The 14,738-nt window shown below is 31.3% G+C and carries 27 protein-coding genes; 26 read left to right on the forward strand and 1 reads right to left on the reverse strand.

Annotated elements, in window-relative coordinates; translation table 11 throughout:
- The first annotated feature begins 6 nt into the window (after positions 1–6).
- The 26 genes from rplD to rplQ all read left to right on the forward strand — a co-directional run bounded on the left by rplD (position 7) and on the right by rplQ (position 12,765).
- Entirely contained in the window at positions 7–612 is a 606-nt protein-coding gene (rplD, locus tag ABNS14_RS00160) for a 50S ribosomal protein L4 (protein ID WP_348666363.1), read from the forward strand.
- Positions 609–914, forward strand: coding sequence for a 50S ribosomal protein L23 (rplW, locus tag ABNS14_RS00165; RefSeq protein WP_348666364.1), 306 nt, complete (start codon positions 609–611; stop codon positions 912–914). The genes rplD and rplW overlap by 4 nt, the downstream gene beginning before the upstream one ends.
- Positions 915–935: 21 nt before the next feature.
- Complete coding sequence (gene rplB, locus ABNS14_RS00170; RefSeq protein WP_348666365.1) at positions 936–1,760, forward strand: 50S ribosomal protein L2; 825 nt, start codon at positions 936–938, stop codon at positions 1,758–1,760.
- Positions 1,761–1,778: 18 nt separating this feature from the next.
- Entirely contained in the window at positions 1,779–2,057 is a 279-nt protein-coding gene (gene rpsS, locus ABNS14_RS00175; RefSeq protein WP_348666366.1) for a 30S ribosomal protein S19, read from the forward strand.
- A 12-nt stretch (positions 2,058–2,069) separates the two neighbouring features.
- On the forward strand, positions 2,070–2,402 hold the full coding sequence (gene rplV / locus ABNS14_RS00180; RefSeq protein WP_348666367.1) for a 50S ribosomal protein L22: 333 nt from the start codon (positions 2,070–2,072) through the stop codon (positions 2,400–2,402).
- A gap of 25 nt (positions 2,403–2,427) precedes the next feature.
- Positions 2,428–3,174: a 30S ribosomal protein S3 gene (gene rpsC / locus ABNS14_RS00185; protein WP_348666368.1), complete on the forward strand. Its 747-nt coding sequence runs from the start codon at positions 2,428–2,430 to the stop codon at positions 3,172–3,174.
- Entirely contained in the window at positions 3,143–3,553 is a 411-nt protein-coding gene (gene rplP, locus ABNS14_RS00190; protein WP_348666369.1) for a 50S ribosomal protein L16, read from the forward strand. Before rpsC ends, rplP begins: the two co-directional genes overlap by 32 nt.
- Positions 3,553–3,744, forward strand: coding sequence for a 50S ribosomal protein L29 (gene rpmC, locus ABNS14_RS00195; protein ID WP_348666370.1), 192 nt, complete (start codon positions 3,553–3,555; stop codon positions 3,742–3,744). The genes rplP and rpmC overlap by 1 nt, the downstream gene beginning before the upstream one ends.
- A complete protein-coding gene (gene rpsQ, locus ABNS14_RS00200; RefSeq protein ID WP_348666371.1) occupies positions 3,744–3,998 on the forward strand; it encodes a 30S ribosomal protein S17 in 255 nt (84 codons plus the stop codon). The genes rpmC and rpsQ overlap by 1 nt, the downstream gene beginning before the upstream one ends.
- A 125-nt stretch (positions 3,999–4,123) precedes the next feature.
- Positions 4,124–4,495: a 50S ribosomal protein L14 gene (rplN, locus tag ABNS14_RS00205; protein WP_348666372.1), complete on the forward strand. Its 372-nt coding sequence runs from the start codon at positions 4,124–4,126 to the stop codon at positions 4,493–4,495.
- A gap of 25 nt (positions 4,496–4,520) precedes the next feature.
- Positions 4,521–4,847, forward strand: a complete 327-nt coding sequence (gene rplX, locus ABNS14_RS00210; RefSeq protein ID WP_348666373.1) for a 50S ribosomal protein L24 — start codon at positions 4,521–4,523, stop codon at positions 4,845–4,847.
- Positions 4,848–4,862: 15 nt separating this feature from the next.
- A complete protein-coding gene (gene rplE / locus ABNS14_RS00215) occupies positions 4,863–5,402 on the forward strand; it encodes a 50S ribosomal protein L5 (protein ID WP_348666374.1) in 540 nt (179 codons plus the stop codon).
- Between the two features lie 33 nt (positions 5,403–5,435).
- Complete coding sequence (gene rpsN, locus ABNS14_RS00220; RefSeq protein ID WP_348666375.1) at positions 5,436–5,741, forward strand: 30S ribosomal protein S14; 306 nt, start codon at positions 5,436–5,438, stop codon at positions 5,739–5,741.
- 37 nt (positions 5,742–5,778) lie between these two features.
- Entirely contained in the window at positions 5,779–6,171 is a 393-nt protein-coding gene (rpsH, locus tag ABNS14_RS00225) for a 30S ribosomal protein S8 (RefSeq protein WP_348666643.1), read from the forward strand.
- 13 nt (positions 6,172–6,184) lie between these two features.
- A complete protein-coding gene (gene rplF, locus ABNS14_RS00230; RefSeq protein ID WP_348666644.1) occupies positions 6,185–6,718 on the forward strand; it encodes a 50S ribosomal protein L6 in 534 nt (177 codons plus the stop codon).
- A 9-nt stretch (positions 6,719–6,727) separates the two neighbouring features.
- Positions 6,728–7,081, forward strand: coding sequence for a 50S ribosomal protein L18 (rplR, locus tag ABNS14_RS00235; protein WP_348666376.1), 354 nt, complete (start codon positions 6,728–6,730; stop codon positions 7,079–7,081).
- Positions 7,082–7,099: 18 nt separating this feature from the next.
- The gene (gene rpsE / locus ABNS14_RS00240; protein WP_348666377.1) at positions 7,100–7,606 is read left to right on the forward strand and encodes a 30S ribosomal protein S5; all 507 of its coding nucleotides are present in this window, start codon (positions 7,100–7,102) and stop codon (positions 7,604–7,606) included.
- A 2-nt stretch (positions 7,607–7,608) separates the two neighbouring features.
- Entirely contained in the window at positions 7,609–7,803 is a 195-nt protein-coding gene (rpmD, locus tag ABNS14_RS00245) for a 50S ribosomal protein L30 (RefSeq protein WP_348666378.1), read from the forward strand.
- Positions 7,794–8,228, forward strand: coding sequence for a 50S ribosomal protein L15 (gene rplO, locus ABNS14_RS00250; protein WP_348666379.1), 435 nt, complete (start codon positions 7,794–7,796; stop codon positions 8,226–8,228). The genes rpmD and rplO overlap by 10 nt, the downstream gene beginning before the upstream one ends.
- 7 nt (positions 8,229–8,235) lie before the next feature.
- Positions 8,236–9,564, forward strand: a complete 1,329-nt coding sequence (gene secY, locus ABNS14_RS00255) for a preprotein translocase subunit SecY (RefSeq protein WP_348666380.1) — start codon at positions 8,236–8,238, stop codon at positions 9,562–9,564.
- A 44-nt stretch (positions 9,565–9,608) separates the two neighbouring features.
- On the forward strand, positions 9,609–9,725 hold the full coding sequence (rpmJ, locus tag ABNS14_RS00260; RefSeq protein WP_348666381.1) for a 50S ribosomal protein L36: 117 nt from the start codon (positions 9,609–9,611) through the stop codon (positions 9,723–9,725).
- A 144-nt stretch (positions 9,726–9,869) separates the two neighbouring features.
- Positions 9,870–10,226, forward strand: a complete 357-nt coding sequence (gene rpsM / locus ABNS14_RS00265) for a 30S ribosomal protein S13 (protein WP_348666382.1) — start codon at positions 9,870–9,872, stop codon at positions 10,224–10,226.
- A gap of 37 nt (positions 10,227–10,263) precedes the next feature.
- Positions 10,264–10,653, forward strand: coding sequence for a 30S ribosomal protein S11 (rpsK, locus tag ABNS14_RS00270; RefSeq protein ID WP_348666383.1), 390 nt, complete (start codon positions 10,264–10,266; stop codon positions 10,651–10,653).
- Positions 10,654–10,686: 33 nt separating this feature from the next.
- Positions 10,687–11,307 carry a 30S ribosomal protein S4 gene (gene rpsD / locus ABNS14_RS00275; protein ID WP_348666384.1) on the forward strand — a complete coding sequence of 207 codons (621 nt, stop codon included), beginning with the start codon at positions 10,687–10,689 and terminating at the stop codon, positions 11,305–11,307.
- Positions 11,308–11,332: 25 nt separating this feature from the next.
- Positions 11,333–12,325: a DNA-directed RNA polymerase subunit alpha gene (locus tag ABNS14_RS00280; protein WP_348666385.1), complete on the forward strand. Its 993-nt coding sequence runs from the start codon at positions 11,333–11,335 to the stop codon at positions 12,323–12,325.
- 50 nt (positions 12,326–12,375) lie between these two features.
- Complete coding sequence (gene rplQ / locus ABNS14_RS00285) at positions 12,376–12,765, forward strand: 50S ribosomal protein L17 (RefSeq protein ID WP_348666386.1); 390 nt, start codon at positions 12,376–12,378, stop codon at positions 12,763–12,765.
- Positions 12,766–13,329: 564 nt separating this feature from the next.
- Here the strand turns inward: rplQ and trkA are convergent.
- Positions 13,330–14,709 carry a Trk system potassium transporter TrkA gene (trkA, locus tag ABNS14_RS00290; protein WP_348666387.1) on the reverse strand — a complete coding sequence of 460 codons (1,380 nt, stop codon included), beginning with the start codon at positions 14,707–14,709 and terminating at the stop codon, positions 13,330–13,332.
- Positions 14,710–14,738 lie beyond the last annotated feature (29 nt).

A 14,738-nucleotide genomic window follows, 5' to 3' on the forward strand; every position in this document is an offset into this window, starting at 1 on the left:
ATAGTAATGGAATTGGTAATAAAAGATGAAAAAAGTACGCTGCTTGTTTCTGAAACTATCTTCGGACTTAATTTTAATGAATCATTGATTCATCAGGTAATTGTTGCTTATTTAGCTGGTGCTCGTCAAGGTACTAGATCTCAGAAAAATCGTTCTGAAGTCTCAGGTTCTGGCAAAAAACCCTGGCGTCAAAAAGGCACTGGTCGTGCACGTGCTGGTTCAATAAGAAGTCCAATTTGGCGTTCTGGTGCAATGGCTTTTGCTAATAAACCCCAGGATCATAGTCAAAAAGTAAATAAAAAAATGTATCGAGCTGCTTTGAGAAGTATTTTTTCTGAACTATTGCGTCAAAACCGTTTAATTGTTGTCCAAAAATTTATGCTAGCGGAACCAAAAACTAAAATTTTACTGCAAAAATTAAAAGATATGACTTTATATAATGTTTTGATTATTACGCATAATGTTGATAAAAATTTATTTTTAGCAGCGCGGAATTTATATAAAGTTAATATTTGTGATGTAATAAACATTGATCCTGTTAGCTTAATTTCTTTTGACAATGTCATTATAACTGTTGATGCAGTAAAAAAAACTGAAGAGATACTGGCATGACTCGTGAAGAATTGTTATTAAAAATATTATGTGGACCACATATGTCTGAAAAAGCTTCTACAGCAATAAAGAGAAATAATACTATTGTTCTTAAAGTTGCTAGAGATGCTACAAAATCAAAAATAAAAAATGCAATACATAAAATATTTGAAGTTGAAGTAAAAAATGTAAATACTTTATTAGTTAAGGGAAAAATGAAAGTTCATTCTCAAAAAAAAAGAGGTCGTAAAAATTCTTGGAAAAAGGCTTATGTTACTTTAAAAGAAGGACAAAAAATTGACTTTATTGGCACTACGCAGTAAACGGGAGGAATATAAAAAGTTATGGTAGTTGTTAAATGCAAACCTACATCTCCTGGTCGTCGCCATGTAGTCAAAGTTGTTAACCCTGAATTGTATAAGGGTAAGTCTTATGCTCCATTATTACAAAAAAATAAAAAAACCGGTGGACGTAATAACAATGGACGTATTACTACACGTCATATTGGTGGTGGTCATAAACAACATTATCGTTTGATAGATTTTAAGCGAAAAAAAGATGGTATTGCAAGTATTGTTGAACGAATAGAATATGATCCAAATCGTTCTGCAAATATTGCATTACTTTTATATAAAGACGGAGAGCGTCGTTATATTTTGGCACCAAAAAATTTAAAAATTGGCGATATTATTGAATCAGGCAAAAATGCAGCAATTAAAATAGGTAATAGTTTGCCTATGTGTAATATTCCAATAGGTTCAATTGTTCATAATGTTGAATTAAAACCAGGTAAAGGTGGACAGTTAGCCCGTGCAGCTGGTGCTTACATGCAAATTATTGCAAGAGAAAATAGTTATGTCACTGTTCGTTTGCGTTCTGGAGAAATGAGAAAAATATTTTCTGATTGTCGTGCTACATTAGGTGAAGTGGGTAATGTAGAACATATGCTACGTATTTTTGGTAAGGCAGGTGCTAATCGTTGGCGTGGTATTCGTCCTAAAGTTCGTGGTACAGCCATGAATCCAGTAGATCATCCTCATGGCGGTGGTGAAGGTCGTAATTTTGGTAAACATCCTGTAACTCCATGGGGGATACAAACAAAAGGAAAAAAAACCAGAAGAAACAAACGTACTGATAAATATATAATACATCACCGTTCTGATAAATAATTAGAGAGGATAAAAATTATGCCACGTTCTCTTAAAAAAGGCCCTTTTATTGATGTACACTTATTAAAAAAGGTAGAAAAAGCATTAAAAAATGGTGATAAAAAACCAATGAAAACTTGGTCACGTCGATCAACCATTTTTCCTAACATGATCGGGTTAACTATAGCTGTTCATAATGGTCGTCAACATATTCCAGTATATGTTACTGATGATATGGTCGGTCATAAGTTAGGTGAGTTTTCACCTACTCGTACCTATCGTGGTCATGTAGCTGACAAAAAAGTAAAAAAACGCTAAAGGTATAAAACAATGGAAACTATTGCCATGCACCGTTATGCTCGCTCTTCTGCTCAGAAAATTCGTTTAGTAGCAGATTTAATTCGTGGCAAAAAAGTATTTCAAGCTATTGAAATTTTAAATTATACTAATAAAAAAGCTGCTAGTTTAGTAAAAAAAGTTCTTGAGTCTGCTATTGCAAATGCTGAACATAACGATGGTGCTGATATTGATGATTTAAAAGTAAAAAAAATTTTTGTGAATGAAGGTTCTACAATGAAACGCATTATGCCTCGTGCTAAAGGAAGAGCTGATCGTATTTTAAAACGTACCAGCCATATTACTGTAGTGGTGTCTGATAAATAAGGCACTTTTTTGGAGAGAATTAGCAATGGGTCAAAAAGTACATCCTAATGGACTGCGGTTAGGTATCATCAAACATTGGAATTCTACTTGGTATGCAAATACAAAAGAATTTGCTGATAACCTAAATAGTGATTTTCAAGTACGTAAATATTTAAATAAAGAATTAGCAAAAGCGTCTATTTCACGTATTGAAATAGAACGTCCTGCAAAGAGTATTCGTGTAACTATTCATACTGCTCGTCCTGGTATTGTTATAGGTAAAAAAGGTGAAGATGTTGAAAAATTACGTAAAAGAGTATCTGATATTACTGGAGTACCAGCACAAATTAATATTTCTGAAGTACGTAGACCCGAATTAGATGCGAAATTAGTTGCTTATAGTATTGCTTTACAACTTGAACGACGTGTCATGTTCCGCCGAGCCATGAAACGTGCAGTGCAAAATGCTATTCGTTTAGGTGCAAAAGGTATAAAAGTAGAAGTTAGTGGCCGGTTAGGTGGTGCTGAAATTGCACGAACTGAATGGTATAGAGAAGGTCGTGTTCCATTACATACGTTGCGTGCAGAAATTGATTATAATATTGCTGAAGCAAAAACTACTTATGGTGTGCTTGGAGTAAAAGTTTGGATTTTTAAGGGTGAAATTTTAGGTGGTATGACTGTTTTAAAACAAGTGAAAAATTTATCATTCAAACTAAAAAATAACAATATGAAATCTACACGTAAGGAGAGTCGCGCGAATGTTACAACCAAAACGCACAAAATTTCGTAAGATGCAAAAAGGACGTAATCGTGGTTTTGCTAAAGGTACAGATATTAGTTTTGGTTCTTTTGGTATGAAAGCAGTAAATCGTGGACGGATAACTGCACGTCAAATTGAATCAGCTCGTCGTGCTATGACACGCAGTGTTAAACGTGAAGGAAAAATTTGGATTCGTATATTTCCAGATAAACCTATTACTCAAAAACCACTTGAAGTTCGTATGGGGAAAGGTAAAGGTAATGTAGAATACTGGGTTGCTTTAGCTCAACCTGGAAAAATTCTTTATGAAATAGATGGGGTTTCGGAAAATTTAGCGCGTGAAGCATTTAAATTAGCTGCAGCAAAATTACCCATTAAAACTATTTTTGTAACCAAAACGGTAATGTAATGAAAGCACAAGAATTACGAAAAAAAAATATTGAAGATTTAAAGATTGAACTGCTTCATTCAATGCGTGAAAAATTTAATTTGACTATGCAGTTAAGCAGTGGTCAGTTAAAACAATTTCATTTATTAAAACAAATACGTCGTCATATTGCACGGATTAAAACTTTGTTAACTGAAAAAGTGAGTGTATAATGAGTGATAAAATTCGTATTTTACAAGGTGTTGTTATCAGTAATAAAATGCAAAAATCTATTGTTGTTGCCATTAAACGTATGGTAAAACATCCTTTATATGGTAAATTTATACGTCGTACTACTAAATTGCATGTACATGATGAAGACAATGAATGTAAAATTGGTGATTTAGTAGAAATACGTGAAAGTCGTCCAATATCAAAAACAAAATCATGGAAACTTATTCGTATTGTAGAAAAAAATATTCTTTAAATAAGATTTTTTGAATAAAATTTTTTTATTTAAAATGATTATATAAAATTAATAATTTTATAATTTAAATAAAGGTTTGCAAAATTTTTAATTTGCTTAAAAAAATAATATGGAAAAAGTAATATATGATCCAAGAACAAACTATATTAAATGTAGCCGATAACTCTGGAGCACGTCGTGTGATGTGCATAAAAGTTTTAGGTGGTTCAAATCGTCGTTATGCAAATATTGGTGATATTATTAAAATCACTGTTAAAGAAGCTACTCCACGTGCTAAAGTAAAGAAGAGTGATGTATTGAAAGCAGTTGTTGTTCGAACAAAAAAAGGTGTTCGTCGTCCTGATGGTTCTTTGATTCGTTTTGATAATAATGCTTGTGTTTTATTGAACAATACAAATGAACAGGTTATAGGTACACGTATTTTTGGTTCAGTAACTCGAGAATTGCGCAGTGAGAAATTTATGAAAATTATTTCTTTAGCACCAGAGGTGCTATAATTTTTAATAGGAGTATTTTTAAATAATGGGAGCTAAAATTCGTTGTGATGATGAAGTTATAATATTAGTTGGTAAAGATAAAGGTAAACGGGGTAAGGTAAAAAAAATTTTTTTCTCTAAAAAATCTTCTAGTAAATTAATTGTTGAAGGTGTTAATTTAGTCAAAAAGCATCAAAAACCTGTTCCTTCTTTAAATCAACCAGGTGGAATTATTGAAAAAGAAGCACAAATTGATATTTCAAATGTTGCAATTTTTAATTCAATTATCGGAAAAGCTGACCGTATAGGCTTTCGAATTGAAAATAACAAAAAAATTCGATTTTTTAAATCTACTAATGAAGCTATTAAATAATTTTGAGGTTATGGGATGCAAAAACTGCATGATTACTATAAAGAGACTATAGTAAAAAAAATGATGTTTCAATTTAACTACAAGTCTATCATGCAAGTTCCTAGGATAGAGAAAATTATTTTGAATATGGGTGTTGGTGAAGCTGTTAATGATAAAAAGTTACTTGATAATGCAGCATCTGATTTAGCTCTCATAACAGGACAAAAACCTTTTATAACTAAAGCACGTAAATCTGTTGCAATTTTTAAAATTCGTCAGGGTTATCCAATAGGATGCAAAGTAACTTTGCGTGGTAAACGTATGTGGGATTTTTTTGAACGATTAATTTTTATTGCTATGCCACGTATTCGTGATTTTCGTGGTTTATCAATTAAGTCTTTTGATGGGCGTGGTAATTATAATATGGGTGTACGCGAACAAATTATTTTTCCTGAAATTGATTATGATAAAGTAGATCGGGTACGTGGTTTAGATATTAGCATTAATACCACTGCAAAATCAGATAATGAAAGTTTTGCACTTCTGAAGGCTTTTGATTTTCCTTTTCGTAAATAAATGCAGGATTAGTGATTTTTTGTGAGGGTATTTATGGCTAAAAAATCAATGAAAGCACGTGACTTAAAACGTGAAAAATTAGCTAAAAAATTTTTTTTAAAACGCACAAAATTAAAGACTATTATTTCTAATATTAACTCTTCTGATGAAGAAAGATGGCATGCTGTTCTTAAGTTGCAAGCATTACCTCGTGATTCTAGTCTTTCTCGTCGACGTAATCGGTGTCGACAAACAGGGCGACCTCATGGTTTTTTACGTAAATTTGGTTTAAGTCGGATTAAAGTACGCGAATTTGCTATGCGTGGTGAAATTCCCGGACTTAGAAAAGCTAGCTGGTAATTTTTATTTGTCTATTTTACTTAGAGGACAAAGACAAATGAGTATCCAAGATCCAATTGCAGATATGTTAACACATATTCGAAACGGTCAAAATGCAACTTTAGCATCAATTAGTATGCCTTCAAGCAAATTAAAAGTAGCAATAAGTAAAGTACTAAAAGCAGAAGGATATATTATAAATTACAAAATCAAAGGAGATATTAAACCAGTATTAGAAATTACATTAAAATATTTTGAAGGTAAACCTGTAGTAGAAAGTATTGAACGTATCAGCCGTCCAAGTTTACGTATATATAAAAAGAAAGAAGCACTTCCACAAGTATTAGCGGGTTTAGGTATTGCTATTATTTCTACTTCTAAAGGTGTTATGACTGATCGAGTTGCTCGTGAAGTAGGATTGGGTGGTGAAATCCTTTGTTATGTATCTTAATTCAGGAGAAAAAATGTCTCGTATAGCAAAAATGCCTATTGTTGTTCCTGTTGATGTAAATGTTAAACTTGATGGTCAATTGATAACAATTCAAGGTAAAAATGGAGAGCTTACGCGTAAAATTCATGAATTTGTTAAAATAAAATATTTTGATAACCAATTAACTTTTTTATTTAATAAAAGTTTTATTGATGCACGTACACAAGCTGGTACCACTCGATCTTTGATTAATGCAATGGTGATTGGTGTTACGGAAGGATTTAGTAAAACACTTCAATTAGTTGGTATAGGTTATCGTGTGGCGATAAAAGAAAAAATCATTAGTTTGTCTTTAGGATTTTCTCATTTGATTACATATACTTTGCCAGTTAGTGTTTTTGGAACATGTCCTTCACAAACTGAAATTATTTTGAAAAGTGCAAATAAACAGCTTATTGGTCAAGTAGCTGCAGAATTACGTTCTTATCGACCTCCTGAAAAATATAAAGGAAAGGGTATTCGCTACGCTAATGAAATTATCTTTACTAAAGAATCTAAAAAAAAGTAGGTTGATTGTATGAATAAAAAAATAGCGCGTATTCGTCGAAGAACAAAAACTAGAGCTAAATTAAACCAATTAAATGCGATTCGATTAATTGTACATCGTACTTCTCGTCATATTTATGCGCAAATTATTGAACCAGAAAATTATGATACTTTAGTTACTGCTTCTACTACAGAAAAAGTCATTAATAAAGAGGTGAAATATACTGGAAATAAAATAGCGGCAATGGTAGTTGGAAAATTGATTGCTGAACGAGCATTAGCAAAAGGTATAAAAAATGTATCTTTTGATCGTTCTGGTTTTCAATATCATGGTCGAATTAAAGAATTAGCAGATGCTGCTCGTAAAGCAGGATTGAATTTTTGAACTAAAGGTTTTTACATAATGGCTCATTTTGAAAAACAAGTTAGCGAATTACAAGAAAAGTTAATTACAGTAAATCGTGTATCAAAAACTGTTAAAGGTGGACGTATTTTTAGTTTTACTGCTTTAACCGTTGTAGGTGATGGTAATGGTCGTGTTGGTTTTGGATATGGAAAAGCACGTGAAGTACCAGCTGCGATTCAAAAAGCAATGGAAAAAGCTCGTAGAAATATAAAAAATATTGCTCTTAATAATGGTACATTATATCATGCTGTAAAAGGTGTTCATACTGGTTCTCGTGTCTTTATGAAACCAGCTCATGATGGTACTGGTATTATAGCAGGAGGTGCTATGCGTGCTGTATTAGAAGTGGCAGGTATACATAATGTATTAGCTAAAACTTATGGTTCAACTAATCCAATTAATGTAGTATGTGCAACTCTTAATGCTTTAGATAGTATGAAGTCTCCAAAAATGATTGCATCTAAGCGTGGCAAATCTGTTAAAGAAATTCTTGGTAACGTATAACTATGAATAAAAATATTAAAATTACACAAGTAAGAAGTGCTATTGGTCGTTTACCAAAACATAAAGCAACATTAAGCGGTTTAGGTTTACGCCATATCGGTCATAGTGTAGAACGTGAGGATACACTAGCTATTAGAGGGATGATAAATTTAATAAATTATATGGTTAAAGTTAAGGAAAATAATGAATGCGTTTAAATACTTTGTCTCCAACTGAAGGCGCTAAACATGTACCAAAACGTGTAGGTCGTGGAATTGGTTCTGGTTTAGGAAAAACTGCTGGACGTGGTCATAAAGGTCAAAAATCTCGTTCTGGAGGTACTATTCGTCGTGGTTTTGAAGGTGGTCAAATGCCTTTATATCGTCGTTTACCAAAATTTGGTTTTCTTTCACGAAAAGTACAAAAAACAATAGAATTACGTTTATCGGATGTTATTAAAGTTAAAGGTAATATCATTAATTTAAATATATTAAAATCTGCTAATATAGTTGGTATTCATATAAAATATGCAAAAATTATTCTATCCGGTAAAATTGATTATCCAATAACTGTAAGTGGTATTCGTGTAACTAAAGGTGCAAAGAATATTATTGAAGCCGCTGGGGGTAAAATTGAGGAATAAATTGTAGATGGCAAAAAAACAATTAGGTTTAGATTTTCAAAGTGCTAAAGCTGGAATCAGTGAACTAAAAAGTAGAATTTTTTTTGTTATTTTAGCACTGATTGTTTTTCGTATCGGTTCCTTTATTCCTATTCCCGGAATTGATGCTACTGTTCTTACTAAATTATTTCAAGAGCAAAAGGGCACTATTATCGAAATGTTTAATATGTTTTCTGGTGGTGCACTTAGTCGCGCTTCTATTTTTGCATTAGGTATTGTTCCATATATTTCAGCATCAATTATTGTTCAATTACTTACTGTATTAAATTCACGATTAGCAGAAATAAAAAAAGAAGGTGAATCTGGTCGACGTAAAATTAATCAATATACACGTTACGGTACTTTAGTATTAGCGATATTTCAATCTATTGGAGTTGCAATAGGTTTACCAAATATGGATGGTATGCACGGATTAGTTATTAATCCAGATATTCCCTTTTATTGTACGGCTGTTATTAGTTTAGTTACAGGAACAATATTTTTAATGTGGTTAGGTGAACAAATTACTGAAAAAGGTATTGCAAACGGAATTTCGATTATTATTTTTGCTGGTATAGTAGCTGGATTACCTCCAGCAATCGCTAATACTTTTGAAAAAGTGCGACAAGGTGATTTACATTTTTTTCCATTATTTTTAATTTTGTTTTTAATATTTTCTGTTACTTATTTTGTTGTTTTTATGGAACGAGCACAGCGTCAAATAGTTGTAAATTATGCAAAACGTCAACAAGGTCGGCGTATTTTTGCTGCACAAACTACACATTTACCATTAAAAATAAATATGGCAGGTGTCATTCCTGCAATTTTTGCTTCTAGTATTATTTTGTTTCCTGGAACAATAGTTTCTTGGTTTGGTGATGGAACAGGTTGGAGCTGGTTGACCATGATTTCAATGTATCTACAACCAGGACAACCTCTTTATGTATTATTGTATTCATCTGCAATTATTTTCTTTTGTTTTTTTTATACAGCATTAATTTTTAATCCAAGAGAAACAGCCGATAATCTTAAAAAATCAGGTGCATTTGTACCTGGAATTCGACCTGGAGAACAAACATCTAAATATATTGATCAAATAATGACACGTTTAACATTAGTTGGTGCTTTATATATTACTTTTATTTGCTTAATACCAGAATTTATGCGTGATGCAATAAACGTTCCATTTTACTTTGGTGGTACTTCATTTTTAATTGTTGTTGTTGTAATCATGGATTTTATGTCTCAAGTGCAAACTCTTATGATGTCCAGTCAATATGAATCTGCATTAAAAAAAGCAAATCTTAAAGGAAAATAATCAAGTTTTTGTAATGGTAGTTATAAATTTTACGGATCATAAAAATGAAAGTTCGGGCTTCTGTTAAAAAGTTATGTCGTAATTGTAAAATTATTAAAAGAAAAGGTAGTCTTCGTGTAATTTGTAGTGTTGAACCGAGACACAAACAACGTCAAGGTTAATAAAAAATATTTTTTACAAAGTTTAAGTTAAGTTGATTATTGATTTATCCAAAATTTTTTATAGGAAAAAAGTATAGTTTTTTCAGTATTTTGAAAATATTTTTTCAGTACACTTTATACAAAGTTAAATTTTAGGAGTACATAGTGACCCGTATAGCAGGCATTAACATTCCTGACCATAAACACACTGTAATTGCATTAACATCTATTTATGGTATCGGTAAAAATCGTGCGCGTTTAATTTGCATAGAGACTGGTATTTCTGAATATGTTAAGGTCAGTGAGTTGTCTGAAGAGCAAATCCATCAATTGCGTGAAGAAGTTGCTAAATATATTGTCGAGGGTGATTTACGTCGTGAAGTTACTTTAAATATCAAGCGTCTGATTGATCTTGGTTGCTATCGTGGTTTACGTCATCGCCGCGGTCTTCCTGTTCGTGGTCAACGCACTAAGACTAATGCACGTACTTGTAAGGGCCCCCGTAAATTGATAAAAAAATAAATATCCCGCGTTTAGAGGAGAAGAGAGGTATTAAATAATGACTAAAATATCTGCACGTTTACGTAAACGTGCAAAAAAGCAAATTTTAGATGGTGTAGCTCATATTCATGCGTCTTTTAATAACACTATTGTTACGATAACTGATCGTCAAGGTAACGTGTTAGGTTGGGCTACTGCAGGTGGTTCTGGTTTTCGTGGTTCTCGTAAATCTACCCCTTTTGCTGCTCAAGTTGCAGCAGAACGCTGTGCTGAAATAGTAAAAGAATATGGTATAAAAAATTTAGAAGTTATGGTTAAAGGACCAGGACCAGGACGTGAGTCAACTATTCGTGCTTTAAATGCAGCGGGTTTTCGTATTACGAATATAAATGATGTAACTCCAATACCTCATAACGGTTGTCGTCCACCAAAAAAACGTCGTGTTTGATTGCGTTATGTTTTAGGATTTCTTGGAGAAAAAATGGCTAGATATTTAGGTCCTAAGCTGAAGCTTAGCCGTAGAGAATGTACAGATCTTTTTTTAAAATCTGATGTGCGTTCAATTGATAGTAAATGTAAATTAGAACAAGCACCAGGACAACATGCTACACGTAAATTACGTTTATCTGATTATGGTGTACAGTTGCGTGAAAAACAAAAAGTACGTCGTATTTATGGTGTTTTAGAACGTCAATTTCGTAATTATTATAAAGAAGCAATGCGATTGAAAGGAAATACTAGTAGAAATTTGTTAAATTTATTGGAATGTCGTTTAGATAATATCGTTTATAGGATGGGATTTGGTGCAACGCGTGCTGAAGCACGTCAAATAGTTAATCATAAATCAGTTATGGTTAACGGTCAGGTAGTTAATATTGCTTCTTATCAAGTTTCTCCTAATGATATTATTAGCATTCGTGAAAAAGCAAAAAAACAATCTCGCATTAATGCTGCTTTAGAACTTTTTGAGCAACGTGAAAAGCCAAATTGGATAGATGTTGATTCTGCTAAAATGGAAGGTGTATTCAAACATATTCCTGAACGTAGTGATTTATCTGCGGATATTAATGAACACTTAATCGTCGAGCTTTATTCTAAGTAAAGCTTAGAAAAACAGAGAGGGTATAATGCAGGCTTCTATAACAGAATTTCTTAAACCTCGTTTGGTTGATATTGAACAAATTAGTGCGACACATGCTAAAGTAACATTAGAGCCTTTAGAACGTGGGTTTGGGCACACTCTCGGGAATGCATTACGTCGTATTTTGCTTTCATCTATGCCTGGTTGTGCTGTAACAGAAATTGAAATTGATGGTGTATTACATGAATATAGTACTAAAGAAGGTGTACAAGAAGATATTTTAGAAATTCTTCTTAATTTAAAAGGATTAGCAGTAAAAGTGCATAGTAAAGATGAAGTAATTTTGATATTGAATAAATCTGGTATTGGACCTGTTACTGCAGCAGATGTTAGTCCTAATGATGATATAGAAATTGTTAAACCTCAACATGTTATTTGTCATTTAACTGATGAGATTGCTTCTATAAACATGCGGATTAAAGTACAACGTGGACGTGGATATGTTCCAGCTGCTATTCGACTTCAATCAGAATTAGATGAACGTCCAATAGGTCGTTTATTAGTTGATGCATGTTATAGTCCAATAGAAAGAATTGCTTATAATGTTGAAGCTACTCGTGTAGAACAACGTACTGATTTAGATAAGTTAGTAATTGAATTAGAAACAAATGGTACAATTGATCCAGAAGAAGCCATTCGTCGAGCAGCAACAATTTTAGCTGAACAACTTGAAGCTTTTGTTGATTTACGTGATGTAGCCAGCAAAACAGAAGTAAAAGATGAAAAACCAGAATTTGACCCAATTTTACTTCGTGCAGTAGACGATTTAGAGTTAACTGTGCGTTCTGCAAATTGTTTGAAAGCAGAAGCTATTCACTATATTGGTGATTTAGTGCAACGTACTGAAGTTGAATTATTAAAAACTCCTAATCTTGGTAAAAAATCACTTACTGAAATTAAGGATGTTTTAGCATCAAGAGGGTTATCATTAGGTATGCGTTTAGATAATTGGCCACCAGCAAGTATTGCTGATGAATAAAATGATCATATATTTATTAATACAGGTTTTAAAAAAAAAGGGATAAGGTCATGCGTCATCGTAAGAGTGGTCGTAAATTTAATCGTAATAGTAGCCATCGCTACGCCATGTTGCAAAATATGGCTAGTTCTTTAATTCGTTATGAAATTATTAAAACAACTTTATCAAAAGCAAAAGAATTACGTCGAATTGTTGAACCATTAATTACTTTTGCAAAGATTGATAATTTAGCTCATCGTCGTTTAGTATTTTCACGTATTCGTGATAATCAGATTGTAGAAAAATTATTCCATGAAGTTGGAGTGCGTTTTTTGAAACGTAAAGGTGGTTATACACGTATTATGAAATGTGGTTTTCGTGCAGGTGATAATGCACCTATGGCTTATATTGAATTTGTTGATCGAATTTTAAAATCTAAAGGAGATATAATTAAAAAATAATTTAATTTTTTTAATTTTTTTGAATCAAAATAAATTTTAGATATAAAAATATCTTTATTTATCTTCAAATAAATATAAGAAAATTATGTTTTTTATGTTTTTGGCATTTGATACCTATCGTATATAGAGATAGGTATATACGATTTATTTTTTATATATTAAAAAAATATATTTTTTTTGATATTAAAAATATCAAGAATATTTTCTAAAAATAAAGTCTAGTTTAATAATAGAGTTTGTTTTTTGCAAATTAAAAGTGAATAGAAATATTGCAAATCACAATTAAGCTTTATTCTTATAAATGTATTTTTTTATATTATGATAATAAAAAAGCATTTGTGATTTATTTCTTTAAAGTTTAATCTATATTGATTTGATTAGACTGTATCCATTAAATTTTTTGTATATTGAATTTTTGGAATATTTATATAAAAAATCTGATATTAAAAATAATTTCTATTTCTTAAAGGCAATAAATTAATATAAAATTTATTTAAAAAACATATTTTATAATAAAAAATATGTTATTAATCAATATTTATACGTATATATAAAATTAAGATATCATAAAAAAAATGGACTAGGTTGAAAAATCTTTTCTACCTCATGTACATATTTTTTATCAGTTATAAAAATAATTATATGATCTCCTTGTTTAATAATTTGATCGTTATTAGCAATAATAACTTCATCATTACGAACAATAGCACAAATAATTGTTCCAGGAGGAAGTTTAATTTTCTTAATTTTTTTACCCACTATTTTTGATGTAGTTACATCACCATGTCCAATAACTTCTATCGCTTCTGCAATACCTTTTCGTAAAGACGAGACATTAATGATCCCAGCTTTACGAATATGTCCTAATAATGCTGAAATTGTTACTTGTTGAGGTGATATAGCAATATCTATTACTTCTCCTTGTACTAAATCTACATAAGCAGCACGTTGAATTAAAACTATTACTTTTTTTGCACCCATTTTTTTTGCAAGCATAGCTGACATAATGTTTGCTTCATCATCATTTGTAACTGCTATAAAAACATCTATTGTTTCAATATGCTCTTTAGTGAGTAATTCTTGATCTGAAGCATTTCCATAAAAAACTATTGTGTGATGTAATAATTCTACTAATTCATTTGCTCTTTTTTGATTTCTTTCTATTAATTTAATATTATATTTTTTTTCTATTTTTTTTGCTAAACCAGCACCAATATTACCACCTCCGACTATCATAATACGTTTATATGGTTTTTCTAAGCGTTGTAGTTCATTCATAACTGCACGAATATGTTCTGTTGCTACAACAAAAAAAATTTCATCACTTGCTTCAATAATAGTAGATCCTTGTGGTCTTATTGGTTTTTCTTTGCGAAATATTGCAACAATCCGAGTATCAATATGAGGTAAATGTTCTTTTATGTGTGATAGTGAATTACCTACAAGTAAACCGCCATAGTATGCTTTTGCAGCTACAATACTAACTTTATTGTTTGCAAAATTAACAACTTGAAGTGCTCCAGGATATTGAATTAATTTATAAATGTAATCAATTACAAGTTGTTCTGGTGAAATTAGATAATCAATAGGTATCTTCCCATTAGGAAGAAAAAGTTTTTTATTCTCTTTAATATATTCAGATGATCGTATTCTAGCAATTTTATTTGGAGTATGAAATAGAGAATCAGCAATTTGACAGGCGATCATATTGGTTTCATCTGAATTGGTTACAGCAATTAACATGTCGGCATCTTCAGCTCCAGCTTCTTTTAAGACTCTAGGATAAGAAGCATATCCGGTGATAACTTTAAGATCAAATTTATCTTGTAATTGATGTAAACGTTCACTATTTGTATCGATAATAGTAATATCGTTATTTTCATCAACTAAATTTTCTGCAAGTGTTTCACCAACTTGTCCCACACCTAAAATAATAATTTTCATGATATTTTCATTTTGTTAATATTCAATTA

The organism is Arsenophonus symbiont of Ornithomya chloropus, assembly GCF_964026495.1.
Lineage (GTDB): Bacteria > Pseudomonadota > Gammaproteobacteria > Enterobacterales > Enterobacteriaceae > Arsenophonus.